General features: G+C 63.0%; 12 protein-coding genes and 2 pseudogenes. 1 reads left to right on the forward strand and 13 read right to left on the reverse strand.

Annotation, left to right across the window (positions count from 1 at the left end):
- Positions 1 to 33: 33 nt before the first annotated feature.
- The 9 genes from AC1DW2_RS01125 to AC1DW2_RS01165 form a co-directional block, all read right to left on the reverse strand.
- Positions 34 to 1,239, reverse strand: a complete 1,206-nt coding sequence (locus AC1DW2_RS01125) for an MFS transporter (protein ID WP_477005090.1) — start codon at positions 1,237 to 1,239, stop codon at positions 34 to 36.
- A 145-nt stretch (positions 1,240 to 1,384) separates the two neighbouring features.
- Positions 1,385 to 2,212 carry a 3-oxoadipate:acetyl-CoA acetyltransferase gene (locus AC1DW2_RS01130; protein WP_477005091.1) on the reverse strand — a complete coding sequence of 276 codons (828 nt, stop codon included), beginning with the start codon at positions 2,210 to 2,212 and terminating at the stop codon, positions 1,385 to 1,387.
- Between the two features lie 120 nt (positions 2,213 to 2,332).
- Positions 2,333 to 3,730, reverse strand: coding sequence for an MFS transporter (locus AC1DW2_RS01135; RefSeq protein ID WP_085405396.1), 1,398 nt, complete (start codon positions 3,728 to 3,730; stop codon positions 2,333 to 2,335).
- 475 nt (positions 3,731 to 4,205) lie between these two features.
- Entirely contained in the window at positions 4,206 to 5,522 is a 1,317-nt protein-coding gene (locus AC1DW2_RS01140; RefSeq protein ID WP_354124147.1) for an NAD(P)/FAD-dependent oxidoreductase, read from the reverse strand.
- 60 nt (positions 5,523 to 5,582) lie between these two features.
- Entirely contained in the window at positions 5,583 to 6,899 is a 1,317-nt protein-coding gene (locus AC1DW2_RS01145) for an NAD(P)/FAD-dependent oxidoreductase (protein ID WP_354124146.1), read from the reverse strand.
- 86 nt (positions 6,900 to 6,985) lie between these two features.
- A complete protein-coding gene (locus AC1DW2_RS01150) occupies positions 6,986 to 7,732 on the reverse strand; it encodes an amino acid ABC transporter ATP-binding protein (RefSeq protein ID WP_354124145.1) in 747 nt (248 codons plus the stop codon).
- Entirely contained in the window at positions 7,729 to 8,547 is an 819-nt protein-coding gene (locus AC1DW2_RS01155; protein ID WP_477005092.1) for an amino acid ABC transporter permease, read from the reverse strand. The genes AC1DW2_RS01150 and AC1DW2_RS01155 overlap by 4 nt, the downstream gene beginning before the upstream one ends.
- Entirely contained in the window at positions 8,544 to 9,260 is a 717-nt protein-coding gene (locus tag AC1DW2_RS01160) for an amino acid ABC transporter permease (RefSeq protein WP_063982553.1), read from the reverse strand. The genes AC1DW2_RS01155 and AC1DW2_RS01160 overlap by 4 nt, the downstream gene beginning before the upstream one ends.
- Before the next feature lie 17 nt (positions 9,261 to 9,277).
- Complete coding sequence (locus AC1DW2_RS01165) at positions 9,278 to 10,108, reverse strand: transporter substrate-binding domain-containing protein (RefSeq protein ID WP_354124143.1); 831 nt, start codon at positions 10,106 to 10,108, stop codon at positions 9,278 to 9,280.
- Between the two features lie 235 nt (positions 10,109 to 10,343).
- Here AC1DW2_RS01165 and AC1DW2_RS01170 point away from each other — a divergent pair, with 235 nt between their 5' ends.
- Positions 10,344 to 11,075, forward strand: a complete 732-nt coding sequence (locus AC1DW2_RS01170) for an IclR family transcriptional regulator (RefSeq protein ID WP_354124142.1) — start codon at positions 10,344 to 10,346, stop codon at positions 11,073 to 11,075.
- 124 nt (positions 11,076 to 11,199) lie between these two features.
- On the opposite strand, the gene AC1DW2_RS01175 is transcribed toward AC1DW2_RS01170, so the two are convergent.
- The 4 genes and pseudogenes from AC1DW2_RS01175 to AC1DW2_RS01190 all read right to left on the reverse strand — a co-directional run bounded on the left by AC1DW2_RS01175 (position 11,200) and on the right by AC1DW2_RS01190 (position 14,539).
- Positions 11,200 to 11,403: a hypothetical protein gene (locus AC1DW2_RS01175; RefSeq protein ID WP_063986285.1), complete on the reverse strand. Its 204-nt coding sequence runs from the start codon at positions 11,401 to 11,403 to the stop codon at positions 11,200 to 11,202.
- A 244-nt stretch (positions 11,404 to 11,647) separates the two neighbouring features.
- Positions 11,648 to 11,815: pseudogene (locus AC1DW2_RS01180) on the reverse strand (GDP-L-fucose synthase); the annotation flags it as partial.
- Positions 11,816 to 11,865: 50 nt separating this feature from the next.
- A pseudogene (locus AC1DW2_RS01185) lies at positions 11,866 to 12,222 on the reverse strand (DUF1109 domain-containing protein); the annotation flags it as partial.
- 382 nt (positions 12,223 to 12,604) lie between these two features.
- A complete protein-coding gene (locus tag AC1DW2_RS01190) occupies positions 12,605 to 14,539 on the reverse strand; it encodes a vWA domain-containing protein (protein ID WP_441256379.1) in 1,935 nt (644 codons plus the stop codon).
- Between the last annotated feature and the right edge of the window lie 78 nt (positions 14,540 to 14,617).

The raw sequence follows: 14,617 nt of genomic DNA on the forward strand, positions 1-14,617 counted from the left end.
CGGCAACTCGCGGCAACCGACGTGCCGCCGACCTCACACGACACCGGCCGCGGCCACCTGCGGACGGCGGCGGCTGAGCAGAAGCAGGATCAGCACCGCTGCGCAGGAGCAGACGAAGGTGAGACCGAGCGCGCCGCGGCTGCCGAACTGGGTGAGCAGGCCGGCAAGAACGGGCGGCGAGATCGCGGAGGCCAGATTGAGCGGCAGCGCAATCATCGACGACGCCTTGGCGAACTCGACCTGATCGTAGAACACCAGCGGGATCGTCGCCCGCGCTACCGCCATGGCGCCGCTGCCGGCGCCGTAGAGCAGGATGAAGACCGCGACCGCCCAGGTCGCCCCCTCGCTCAGCATCAAGAGCAGCATGGCCACGGGCAGCGCCGTGCCGGCGACAAGCCCCGTCGTGATGCCGTCCCAGCGCCCGCCGCCGAGGAAATCGAGCCCGCGGGCGCTGACCTGGATCACGCCGAGCATCGAGCCGAAGGCGATCGCCTGCGCCGGCGCCAGCCCCTCGGCCCGCAGCAATTCGATGAAAACGGCGCTCAAGCCGAAAGTGACGAAGGCATTGACGGTGATCGCGGCGACGACGAGGCCGAACGTGCTCCGCGGAATCGACAGCGCACTGGCATGTTTTGCGGGAGCGGTGCCCCCCTCCTTCGCGATGGCCCGGCGCGGAGTTGCGAAAGCATAAAGCGGAAGCGAAACGAGAAACAGCATGCCGGCGTAGACGAGGCAGGTGCCGCGCCAACCGAAATGGCCGCTCAGGAACGAGGTGGTCGGCCAGAAGATGCTGCCGGACAGTCCCGTCACCAGCATGAGCGCGCCAATCGCGCTCTTGGCCTGTCGCCCGGCGACCTCGTTGAGCATGATATAGGCGCCGGTCGACAGCGTGGCGCTGCCGCCCATGCCGAGGATGACCCAGGCCACGAAATAGAGCATCGGCTCGTGCGCAAAATACAGAAGGACATAGCCCGGCACGGCCACGACGGTGCCCACCATCATCACCTTGCGTGCGCCGTGCCGCGCAAAAGCCTTGGCGAGCCAAGGCGCACACAGGCCCATGGTGACATAAAGCGTCGAGGTGCCCGCAAACACCATCGGCAGACTCATGCCGAGATCGGCCGCGAGGTCACGGCCCACGATCGGCGGAAGACCGATCGTGCCCCATCCAATGAGCTGGGTGATTGCAAGCACCAGCAGGACCCCGATGAGTCTGCCGTCAGATTTCAAGAACCGCATTCCGATCGTCGCCTGCCCCAGCTGCATGCGTGCACACGGACACGTCATAGCGGGAGTCTTGATAACGGAAGTCCTGGCGCAGCGGAACGCCGGCCGCCGAATGGCAGAAGGCGGCCGGGAGCATGTCAGCAGGAGGCAGTAGCCCCTACCCCGCGAGCCCGAGCAAGGATCGCGCCTCGGCCGCGGTCGCGACGCGCCGGCCGTGGCGCGCGACAGCCTCGCCGGCGATGGTCACGAGCTCAGCATTGCTGGCGGCCAGGCGGGTCTTGTCGATCCTGATATTGTCCTCGAGCCCGGTGCGCACCGCGTCGGCGCCGCGCGCAAGCGCCCAGCCCATGACCTCGGCCTGATGGCGTCCGATCCCGGCCGCCGTCCACGTCGCTGTCGGGATCAGCCGCTTCAGCTCTCCCAGGAGGATGTCGAGGACATGCTCGTCGGCCGGCATCGCATTCTTGACGCCCATGACGAACTGCACGTGCGGACGTGAGTCCATCAGCCTCGCCTCGATCAGACGCCGCGCACCGTGTAGATGCGACAGATCGAAGATCTCGATTTCCGGGCGGATGCCATTTGTCTTCATGCCGGTCGCGAGAGTCTCGACCAGGGCGGCGCCGTTCTCATAGACAATCGTCGGAAAGTTCACCGACCCTGTCGACAGCGAGGCCATGTCCGGCTTCAGATAAAGCGATGATCCCCGCGCCGAGGGATCGCGGCCTCGCCCGCCCGTCGAGAACTGAACGATCATCCCGGGGCAGTGCTTTTTGATGCCTTCCTGCACCAGGGCAAAACGCTCGGGGTCGGAGGACGGCGTCTCGTCATCGTTTCGAACATGGATATGGGCAAGCGTGGCGCCGGCCTCGAAGGCCTCCTGCGTCGACTCGATCTGCTCGGACGGCAAGATCGGCACCGCGGGATTGTCCTTCTTGCGCGGAACGGAGCCGGTGATGGCGACAGCAACAACAACGGGGTTCATCCCTTGACCTCATGATGATCGCGCTCGCGCGCACGGAGTTCGAATAGGCACTCAAGTAACGCATCGAGCCCTGCCGCTGCAAACATCATCGATCGCAGCGGCAGGCCCCTTGCGTGCCCTTCAGGTCGGAATTGCGGCCGCACCGCTCGCCGCCTCCGCACGCTGCCGCTCATAGTCGGCCCGCGGCATCGGAACGGCCTTGGGATTGCCGAGATCGTCGATACTGACCCGATAGGTCTCCCGGGCCGTGACGGCCGCCAGCGCCGCGATGACAGTGATACCGAAGGCGATCGCTCCCACCGTCAAGGGGATATTGTCCGAGCCGGGAGGCGCCACGGTCGCAAACAGGGCCGGAAGCAACGCGGTGATGGTCGTTCCGATGTTCTGCGAGATCGCCATCGCCGACACCCGCGTGCGGGTCGGAAACAGCTCCGGGTAGAAGCTCGGGAAGATCGCGTTGTAGCCCTGATAGACGACGCCCCACATCAGCAGCGACACCAGGATTGCCAGCGGCACATTCCTGATGCTGATGGCATAGAGATAGACGAAGGCAAGCAAGCCTGAGAGCAGCGCGCCCACGATGATCGGAGGCTTGCGACCGACCTTGTCGGAGAGATTGCCGACGAAGGGAATGACGAATATGGCCAGCATATTTCCGAGGACCGGGATCCACAGATAGACGTCCTTGGCAAAACCGATGCCATAGGCCGGCTGCACCGCGTAGGCCGCACCGAAGATGGTCGCAACGACCGGGATGACGTTCATCAGAGCCATGCAGATGACCCTGAGCATGTCGCGCCAGCTCAGCTTGATGGCCTGAACAATGGGCGACCGCGGCGTTTCTCCCCGTGCGCCCTCTTGCGCAAAGGCAGGGGTTTCGTCGACTTCGCGACGAATGATGTAGCCTGCGACAATGACGAAGAAGCTGAGCAGGAACGGAATCCGCCATCCCCAGCTATTGAATGCGTCGGTCGGCATATAGGCCGCCAGCGGCAGGAACACGGCTGCCGCGAGGATTTGTCCGGCCTGCACGCCCTGAAGGGCGAAACTGGCATAGAAGCCGCGCCGGCCGAACGGCGCATGCTCCAGGATCATCGAGCTCGCGCCGGAGATTTCACCGGCCACCGCAAATCCCTGCACAAGGCGCAGGATGACGAGCAGGATCGGCGCCAGGATGCCGACCTGCTGATAGGTCGGCAGAAAACCCACCGCCATCGTCGAGATGCCCATCAGGAACATGCAGACGATGAGAACGGTCTTGCGGCCATGGGTGTCGCCCCAATGTCCGAGAACGAAAGCCCCGATCGGCCGGGCCACATATCCCACACCATAGGTCGCCAACGATGCGACGATGGCGACGGTGGGATTTTCCGACGGGAAGAAGATTTGCGGGAAGATCAGCGACGCGGCGGTCGCGTAGATGAAGAAGTCATAATATTCGAGAGCCGAACCGATCCAGCCGCTGGCAGCGGCCTTCCTGGACTGACTCATGTGACGGATCGTGCGAGTCGTGGTCATCGCAGAAAATTCCTCCACTGGGTTTGCTGACGTCCCGTTGTCGGGCTTCGCTAGAAATTGGGCAGCATTCTCCGGGCGCTCTGCCGACTTCCGCGAGCGCTTGTCACTGCCGATGGGTATCCGATTGGTCGCGACAATAGGCTTTCGCCGGGCTAACACAATTACCCAGTTATGCGATAAACTTAACATGATGTTATTTTCGCCGGACTTGAACACAGTTGGCGATTGTGCGCCGATCAGCAGCGCTCCGGCGGAGACGCGTCGTCGACATCCGACGCAGAGACGACCAGATATTTTCAGACCGCCAGTTCAAAACACGCTTTTCGCCACAAGCGCACGCTAGGCTCGCTTCTCCCATGCCGGCAAGATTGCCCGCCTCAGACAGCGCGACTGTGTGTGGGAGACCGGCCGCCGCCGTCTGCCACGAGAAGAGCTCCCGTGACGACTACGCCTTGTTTGACGTGGACATCAAAAATCAGGCGGCCTTCTTCAGGCGCTTGAAGCGCTCCATCCGGAAGGGTGCGGGATCTACGCAAGGCGTCGAACCGGTCACGAGATCGGCCATCAGGGCGCCGGCGCCAGGACCGATACCGAAGCCGTGGCCCGAGAAGCCGGTCGCGAGATAGAAGCCTGGAACGGAGCCGACCGGCGCGATAACGGGAACGGCATCCGGCGTGACATCCATCAGGCCAGCCCACATTTGCATGATCTTGGCGTCGCGGAACGCCGGGAAGGCTTCGCACAGATGGGTGACGCCGCCATGGACGAACCGCAGCGACGGATCGGGATCAAGAATGCGGACATGCTCGAAAGGACTAACCTCATCACTCTTCCAGCTGCGGGCCATTTTCACCTCGCGAACGAACTGACCGCCGATGTGAAGCGTCAGTTCGTTCCAGCTCTTGATGAGCGTCGGCGCATAGTCGCAGAACAATCGAAAACTGTCCGGCGTAATCGGGGCGACGTTCGCGTTGCGTTGGGCGACGGTGAACCCTCCATCCAGACGGCGGCGGAAAGCGAAGTTGCCTGCACCAACGGCAAAATCCGGAACGCCCTCGATCGAAGAAACGCGGGCGACGCTGCCGAGGATCTTCAGGACCGGAAGATCGATGCCCATGTTGCCGGCGAAGAGGCGCGACCAAGCCCCTCCCGCCAGCACGACGGACGAACAGCGGATCTCGCCGCGCTCGGTGACACAGCCGCTCACCCTGCCCGCCGATCGCTCGATGGAACGGACCGCGCAGTTGGTGAGGATATGCACCCCTTTCGCGGCCGCGCCGCGCGCGATTGCAGGGACGGCGATAAACGGCTCCGCCTTGCCGTCGCTCGGCGTATGCAGCGCGGCACGGAACGGTTTCGCCATACCCGGCATGAGCGTCTTCAGCGCCTCGCCCCTTACGAAGCGAGAGTCGAGATCGAAAGACGTGGCGTGTTTCAACCACTCGTCATACATCGCAACGTCGGCATCCGTGTCGCAGAGATAGGCGATGCCGGCCTGCCGAAAGCCGGTTTCGCCGCCGATACGCTCGTTCATACCACGCCAGAGCCGAAGGCTCTCGATCGCGAGCGGCAACTCGGCCGGATCGCGCCCCATTTGGCGTACCCAGCCCCAGTTTCGCGACGACTGCTCTGCTCCGATCAATCCCTTTTCGCACAGGGCAACGGAGACGCCACGCTCAACCAGCGAAAGCGCGGTCGACACGCCGATGATGCCGCCGCCGATCACGACGACGTCCACATGCGCAGGTAGCTCCTGCGGCGCGACGACAAGATCGGGAATAATCCTGGACACGTGGTCCTCCTTGAAACGGGTACGCGGAAGGCGAGCCGGGCCGGATGTGCCGCCCGAGGCTCAGCGTCCCGGACGGTCGAGGAAATCGCGCAGGCGATACCAGCCGGCAAAGAGCGGCACGAACCAGGGCTTGCCCGAATAGAAGGGCACGGCCGTGAATGTCTCGCGATCGAAGGCCGATGGCATGTTCTGCTCGCCGAGAATTTTGCGTGCTGTCTGGTAGCCGAGAAAGGTCATCAGCGCGACGCCGTTGCCATTGCAACCAGCCGCGAAATCCGCGCCGTCGCGAGCCCCGAGATGGGCTATCTTGTCGACGGTCATGGCCACGCGCCCGCTCCAGGCATGAGTGATCTTCACGCCCGCAAGCTGCGGCCAGATGGCCAACATGCGCGCATAAAGCCGCTTCGCGGCCAGCTTGTCGGGCATGTCGAAGATGCCCGGGCGTGAACCGAACAGAAGCCGTGTCCCGTCAGGCGACGGCCTGGCGTAGATCAAATCACGGCGTGTGTCGGACACCATGCGGGCCTGCGGAACGAGCTCGGCCAAGAGATCGGCCGGCAGCGGCGCGGTGGCAATCTGATAGCTCTTGACCGGCACGATACGGCTGGCGAGGCCAGGCGTCGCATCGGCGGCGGTGTAACCGTTCGTGGTTGCGACCACGTGGGCAGCCCGGATGGCACCTCGAGCGGTCGGCACGATCTTCTCTCCTTTCGCACCATCCTGCACCATACCCGCGCGCGCATGCGAGCGCAGCATGACGCCGGCGGCGCGCGCCCGGTCGCGCAGCGCCTTGTGATACTTGCCCGGATGCAGACCGCCATATTCGTCGATCACCATGCCGCCGTGATAATAGTCCGAACCGATCGCCGATCGCTGATGCGCGCGATCGAGGAAATGTACGGTCACGCCGGTCTTTTCCGCCAGAAGCATGCCATGCCGCTTCAGGGTTTCGTAATCGCCCGCGGCGTGGGCGCCGAAAAAGCGGCCGCTGAGCGCAAGCCCCGCATCCAGCTTCTCCGTCTCGACCAGCATCTTCAGATAATCGAAGCTCTCGTTGCTCTCGCCGATCAGGCGCGAGAAGAGCACGGGATCGATTCCCTTGATCGCACCACTAACCACCAGCTTCTGGCCACTCGACACCATCCCGCCCGAACGCGTCGAGGCTCCCTCCCCGATCCGGTCACCGTCGATGACGACGACGGAGCGCCCGGCGCGCGCCAGATGAGTCGCTGCATTCAACCCGGCATAGCCCGAGCCGATGACCACGACCTCGGCTCGCTCCGGCAGCGGATCGAGATCGGTCTCCGGTTCCGCGGCCTCCCACCAGTAAGGCGTCTCCTTGAAGTCCTTGGCGTAGATGTCGTCAAAACGAGGCATGATGTATTGGGCCTTCCGGCTCACCTTTCATTTTCATTGCACGTGGGATGGCCGCACCACGCAGCGCGTCCGCCCCGGTGGTGCGATCAGAGAACCTGACCGAGGAATTCGCGCGTGCGCGGGTCTCGCGGATTGTCGAAGAGTTCCGCAGGAGGCGCACTTTCCACGATCAGACCACGATCGGTGAAACAAACGCGTTGCGAGACTTCCCGGGCGAACTTCATCTCGTGCGTCACGAGAATGCAGGTGAGGCCCTCCTCCACCAGTTCGCGGATCGCGAACAGCACGTCCTTTACCGTTTCGGGATCGAGCGCAGCCGTCACCTCGTCGAACAGGATCGCTTCCGGCTGCATCGCGAGTGCGCGGGCGATTGCCACGCGCTGCTGCTGGCCGCCGGACAGCTGCCCCGGGTAGCTGTCTGCCTTCTCCGAGAGCCGCACCTTCTTCAGGAGCTTGCGGGCCCGCTCCTCGACTTCGGCGCGATCGTGTCCGAGAACCTGGATCGGCGCCATCATGATGTTTTCCCGTGCGGTGCGATGCGGGAAAAGATTGTACTGCTGGAACACCATCGCGACCTGATGGCGCAGCACCCGCATCTGCTTTTCCGACCTCATTTCATGCACACGGTGTGCGCCGACGCGGACAAAGCCTTCGTCCACGGGAATCAGGCCGTTGATGCAGCGCAGAATGGTGGACTTTCCCGACCCGGAAGGACCGATAATGCAGACTGCCTCGCCCTTCTGCACGAACATCGAAATGCCCTTGAGAACAGGGACGTCACCGAAGGACTTGCGGACGTTGTCGAGCTCGATCAGCGCGTCGATGCGGTTCACAGGCTTTCTCCCTTCGCGGCGCGTTCCAACCAGCGCGCGACGACCGCGATCGGATAGCAATAGGCGATGAACAGGAAGAGGATGGTCAAATAGAAGTAGACGATCACGCGCTCGTTCTCCATGGCGAGCAAAGTATTCAGAATTGTCAGCACGTCCTGGATACCGGCCACCGTGGCGAGCGCTGTCGCGATCATCAGCAACGCGTAGGAATTCATCCAGCCCGGAATCATGCGCCGCAGCGCCTGTGGCATGATCACGTGGCGATAGATCTGGCCGGTGCCATAGCCGAGCGAACGTGCCGCTTCCCACTGACCGCTGTGAATGGACTGAACGGCGCCCCGGATCACCTCGGAGAAATTCGCCGCCGTCGGCAGCGCAAGGCCAATCACGGCCTTCACGAACGGCGGGAACGCAATGGTCGTGCCGAAGACATGCATCTCAAACGGCAGGAAATAGAGCGTTGCAAAAAGCAGAACGAGCCAGGGTGAATTGCGCAGGAAATTCATCAGCAGAAGAGACGGGACCCGGATCGGTCCGAACCTGGCGAGCGTCGCAAGACCCATGATCGTACCGAGCACCGTCGCGAGTGCCATGGAGGCGATCGAGAGAATGATATTGAGGGCAAAGCCGCCCGTGATCGGCCAGCCGGACGCCGAGCCGGTGAGAAGCAGAGGAAGCCGCGCCAGCACGCGGCTCCGGTGCGCCGAGCCGCCCGCCGCCGCATCGACCCCGATCCAGACGGCCACGCCAAAGGCGATCAGCAGCAGAACGGCGCGCTTCTTTCCGTCATAGGAGAGCATGGAGCCCGCGATCAATGCCCCCTCCCGTAACCCGGGAAGGCCATGAAGGCTTCGAGCCTCGCCATCGCAAATGTGAGGATGGACACCAGCACCACATATATGAGGAGGACCAGAATCATGACCTCCAGCGTGCGGAACGTGTCATTGTAGATCTGCCCGGCGTAGTACATCAGTTCCGGCACGGTGATGACGGATGCCTGCGACGTCGTCTTGAAGAGGTTGGTCAGGATGTTCGTCAGTCCCGGCAGGCAGATGCGGGTGGCGATCGGCGCCTCGATGCGCCAGAAGCGGGCCCATCGGCCGTACCCCAGCGACCGTGCGGCATCGATGATCGATCGCGGCATGGTTTCGATGCCCGAGCGGAAGGCTTCGGTCGCCAGCGCCCCGCCGAAGAGACTGAGCGAAATCGCAGCACAGGCAAAAGCACTGAGAAGCGGAACCGATAATCCCGTCGACGGATCGGTCACCTTGAGGCCGAGGTTCGAGAAGGTGAAATAGGCAAACAACATCTGCAACAGCGGCGGTGTGTTGCGGAACACCTCGACGAACAGCTCGATCAGGGCATCGAGCCAGAAAATCCGCAGCGTGAGCCCGAGGGCCCCGAGCATCCCGATGAGGATGGCGGCCGCCGATGAGAGCGCCGCCAGCTTCAGCGTGTTGACGACACCGGTCAGCAGCCATTGCTGGTACGCAGGATCCGCGAGCCAGGAATAGTCGAGTCCGAACAAAGGCCGCTCCGTGTGCGTCAGTTCTTCTTCGCGACCGCAGCCTTCGCCCGCGCGGCGATGTAGCCGGAGTGCGGCATGCCGAACTCGGTCTCCCACGCAATCAGCTTGCCTTCGGCCTCGGCCTTCGCGATGGCCTTGTCGACGGCTTCGTGGAATTCCGTGTCCCCCTTGCGCAGGCCGCCCGCCATCGGCTGGAATTCATAGGGCGCCACCGCGATCTTGTAGTTTGCCCAATCGGGCTCCTTGAGCTTCTGCTGAAGCGTCATGTCGTCAAAGACGAAGCCGATGCAACGATTGTCCTTCAACGCGCGATAGGCTTCCGGCTGGGTCTTGAAGGCCACGAGATTGATGCCGAATTCCTCGGTCATCTTCTTGTTGTAGTAGGAGCCCTGGATGCCGCAGACCGACTTGCCCTTCAGCTCTTCCCACTTGGAGACCGTCGCTTCCTTGGCCGCCAGCACGGACGGGCCGGCAGCGGAAACGTATTCCGTCGTGAAGTCGATGACCTTGGCGCGCTCGGCCGTGACGCCGAGCGTGGCGAAAATCGCATCGATGCGGCCGGCGGTCAGGAATTCGATGCGATTGGACGCGACGACAGGCACGAGCTCGATCTTGTCCTCGGAGCCAAGGAGCTCCTTGGCAACGTACTTCGCAAGCGAGACCTCGAAGCCGACGATGTCGCCCTTGTCGTTCAGAAAGCCATAGGGCACGTAATCATTCTTCACGCCGACGACGAGCTTGCCGCGCGCCTTGACGTTCTCAAGCGTGCCCGCCACGGCGGCGCTACCAGCAAAAAAGGCAGCGAGCGCAACAGCGGAAACGCCCATCATCGTTTTGAAGCCTGTCATCCTGTTCCTCTGGATAAATCACGGCCTTCCAGCGCTGTTGCCACAGCGCCGCGTCAGCCATCAGCTTTGCGAATGCAGAAATCAGGTCGCTCAAAAAATATGCATCAATCCCAAGCGACCTAATTTTCATCATTGGAGACACATCTTTCTCAATGTACAAGTTGTTGAGACCACTTTTTTCATAATGTGAGATTATATACCGGTGATCGCCCAACCGCCCTCCGGTGGAGCCCAGTTGCTCGACCGGACCGTCATCCTGCTGGATCTCGTCGCCGATGGCGGCGTCGAGGGCCTATCGCTCAAAGACCTGGCGGCCCGCTCCGGGCTAAACACCGCCACTTGTCACCGCATCCTCAACACGCTGGTCGGTCACAAGCTGCTTGCCCGCGACGACAAAAAACGGCGCTACAGGTTGGGTGCACGCATGGCGATCTACGGCGTCCGCGCGGCTCGCGGCCCCGGCATCATCAGCCGCTGCGAGATCGCGCTGTCCCGGCTCAGGCGCCGCACCGGCGACACGACCCATCTGATGGCCCGCTTCAACCACGATTCCGTTTGTCTCGACCGGCGCGACGGCGAATGCATCGTGCCGACGCTGACGGGATCGATCGGCGGCTTCGTCCCCCTCGGCGTTGGCCCCGGTTCGATCGCAATGCTCGCATTCCTGGACGAGGACGAGCAGGACTACATCATCCGCGCCAACCTCGGGCGCTACGCGTCCTATCGCAACCTCACCGAGGACAAGGTTCGACAGCTGATTGCCGACACCCGTCGCCGCGGTTACGCGGTGGATGTGGGCGAGCTCATTCCCGGCATTGCCGGAGTTGGATTGCCGATCATGACGCCGGGCGAAAAGCCGGGCGCGGCGCTCAGTTTCACGCTGCTCTGCGCCAAGCTGGCGCCGGGCGTCCTCGAACATTACGGCGCCCTCCTGAAAGAGGAAATCGACGCCATCGTCGGTCAGTAGGAAGGATCAGGGTGGCGTGGCGACGGCCGGAAACAGGTTAGCGGATATCGTTCACGTAGGGATGATGCGCAGTCGTGGCGCCGTACTCGCTCAGGATCACAAGCGCACGGGCTTGATCGTATCCCTAGCTTCCCAGCGCATTCTCGCCGGCTTCGCGACCGGGCACGCTGACATGCACCTCATGCCCCTGACGGATCGCCAGGGAGGCGGCAGCGACCGCGGACTCGAACGCGGCTTCCTTGGTCGCGTATTTGCTTTTGACGTCGCCGTCATGCAGCACGCCCCATTCATCCTCGACCGGCACGATCGCGTATTGAGCAAGGCCCATGGTGCAACTCCTCGATATCCAGCGCTGCGTGACCTGCGGATGGGCCGCCGTCACCCGCCACACGGCGTTGCCGCTGTCGTCGGCGACCAGCAATGCGCCGGCCTTGTCGTGGCACCAGCATCGGATGAATCGGATGACCCTCGATTTGCGCGGTGGAGCGCACGCGCACGGCTTGTTGCACGGTCGGCCTCGTGTGGCTTTTCGCCCTGCCCGACCGGCCAACTCTTGCTTGCGGTGAAGGTTCCTACTCTCGCGCCGCCACCGGCGCGCCGGCCTGATACGCCGCATAGGCGCTCTTCAAGCCATCGTGAAGCGAGGTCGCGGCGCGCCAGCCGAGCTTGGCGAGACGGCTGACGTCGAGCAGTTTGCGCGGCGTTCGATCGGGACGCGAGCTATCGACACTGATATCGCCGCACGCATTTGTCGCGGTTTCGAGTTCGACGTCGGTATTGACGCAACACCTCACCACCGCAGTAGCCGCGGCCCGAGCGCGGCCCCCGCCAGAGTGCACACCACGATCGTTCCACCATACCAGAGCGCGACAAAGGGCAGCGAATCGTCGGTGCAGTGAAGCGCGTAGGCCACTGCGCTGATGCTGCCAGCGACAAGACCGGCGAACGCCCCTGCGCGGCGCAGGTCGATCGGTGCCGCCTGACGCACCGCCCACATCGTTAGCGCAAATGCCACAATGGCGATGATCGGGATCGACACCAGACATTCCAACCACGCGTCACCCGCAACCATTCGGTCCCAGTGCGACACCGGCGCCGAACCGATGCTGATGAGCGCCAGCGCCGCGATCAGCAGAAACGGCAGGACGACGACCGCCATGCTGTGCTTCAGGACATGACAGCTCGAAATTTCATGGCCGCAAAATTCCACGGGCGGGACGGATTGAGAAGCCCCCTGGTCCTGAATTCGGCGACGGTCGGCGATCAGTTACATCACGCCCTCGTGAGGATCGACGCGTGTGAGCCGAGAGCGCGAGTCTCTTGGTGACAATTCACGCGTCCGCTTTCTGGTTTGGATGTGGCACACGGCGTTGACACCGCCTAAGCGCTACCATCCAGCGAGCGGTGGCGGCACGAAATTTTCCGCCTTGATGGCTTCGCATCGCGTTGGGAGGCCCGGAAGCGGAGGCAACTTTGCTCCGCTTCCTATCGATGCCGGAATGGGCGCGCTGGCCTAAATCGAAGAGTGATCACGGTCGCAGCGGCTGCATCGCGCTCGCAGTTTTGGCCGCGCGCACCAACTGAAGGAACTCGGAGCGATAGCCGTAAGGATCGTCGCCGCGCGCGGCCGAGGCGATACGGAGCACGTCGTCATAGCCGAACCGGCCGGTGTGCTTTCCGCCACGTAGAATCTCGCCGAACGCGGCAACACTGGTTGCAAAGCGGGCATCGAGTGGCGCGTCCTCGAAGCGGCCATGTTCCGATGCGCGATCGACGGGGGTGCTGACCAGCACGCTTTGATCGGATCGCGGCAGCTTGTAGCGGATCTTGACGAAGGCATATTCGGCCGGCGACGGTGAGTCGCTCGCCGGGGCTTGCGCACCGTATCTGAGATCGTCGACCACGCGAGGCCCGCCGACAGGCACGATGTCGTAGAGCGCCGTCACGGTTTGCCCCGAGCCGACGTCGCCGGCATCGACTTTGTCATTTGAAAAATCGTCGCGATTGAGCAGTCGCGTCTCGTAGCCGATGAGCCGATATTCGGCGACGGCTGCCGGATTGAACTCGACCTGGATCTTCACATCCTTGCCGATCGGAAACAGCGTCGAACTTGCCTCTTCGACCAGCACCTTGCGTGCCTCGTTGATCGTATCAATATAGGCGGCGACGCCGTTGCCGTTCTGCGCCAGCGTCTGCGCCAGCGCGTCGTTGTAATTGCCGGCACCAACGCCGAGCACGGACAGGAAAATGCCCTTTTCGCGTTGACGCTCGACGAAACCTTTCAATTCATCCTTGTTCGTAATTCCGACATTGAAGTCGCCGTCGGTGGCGAGGATGACCCGATTGACGCCGCTGGCGTCAAAGTTCTGCTCTGCAAGACCATAGGCTTGCCTGATGCCTTCGGCACCCGCCGTGCTGCCACCCGCCTCGAGCCGATCGATCGTCGCCAGGATTTTCGCTTTCTCGGACACGGAAGTGGGCTCGAGCGCCGTGCCGGCATTTCCGGCATAGGTCACGATCGCGATGCGGTCCTCGGGTTTCAGCTGGGTAACGAGCATGGCGAGCGACTGCTTCACGAGCGGCAACCGGTTCTGCGGCTCCATCGAGCCCGATGTATCGATCAGGAAAACGAGATTCGCGCGCGGTCGGCTCGTCTGTTGCAGCGCATAACCTTTGACGCCAATGCGAATGAGCTTGCGGCCTTCCGCCCAGGGGTTCGGAAACACGGCAACGTTGGCCCGGAACGGTTCGTTCGCCGATGCGGGGGCTTCATAGGCATAGGGAAAGTAATTGATCAGCTCCTCGGTCCGAACCGACGCGGCCGGCGGCAGGACATTGCGGTTGAGCTGTGCGCGGACGAACGCGTACGACGCCGTATCGACATCAATAGAGAATGTCGAGACGCGTGCGTCGCGCGCGACCTTGAAGGCGTTTTCCGGCGCGTTTGCAAACTTGTCGCGGCCGATAGGCTCGGACGCAGCAGGAACACGTTCGCGCTGGTCCCGAAAGACTTCGACCTGCGCCAGCAGTTGAGCAGACGGCGCGCGCGAGAGCATGTGATCGTTCCGGCCTCTAAGAGCGTACATTTCTGACGGTGCCCCCTGCATGGGAGCCCTCAACGCCGTCGCGGGAGGCGCCTTCGGAGCGTCCCGGCTGGCAATCAGATTTTCCACGCGCGACCTGGCGGGAGGCGGCGCCGCGGCAGCCGAAGGCGCGGCGCCTTCCTGGCTGGGCTTTCCGGCCTGACTGGCGGTTTGGATTTGCATTTGCGGCTGGGCGTGGCTTTCGCTTTCCTTCTTTGCTTCCACTGTCGAAGGAGCTTGAGCGACGGCGTTGCTAGCCAGCCGTTCGACGCGCACGCCGGCATCCTGCGGCTGCGGCGACCACATGAGATGGAGATAGGCGCCCGATCCGGCAACAATACAGGCCAGGCTGGCAGCCAGGAGATAACGCGTACGATTCATGACAGTCCTCTCGCGCGACGGCCGCAAGGACGCGGCGGTTCGCTCGATGAGACGGATGTCGGTCGGCACTCCTTGGCT

The organism is Bradyrhizobium sp. P3_C3 (genome assembly GCF_056402655.1).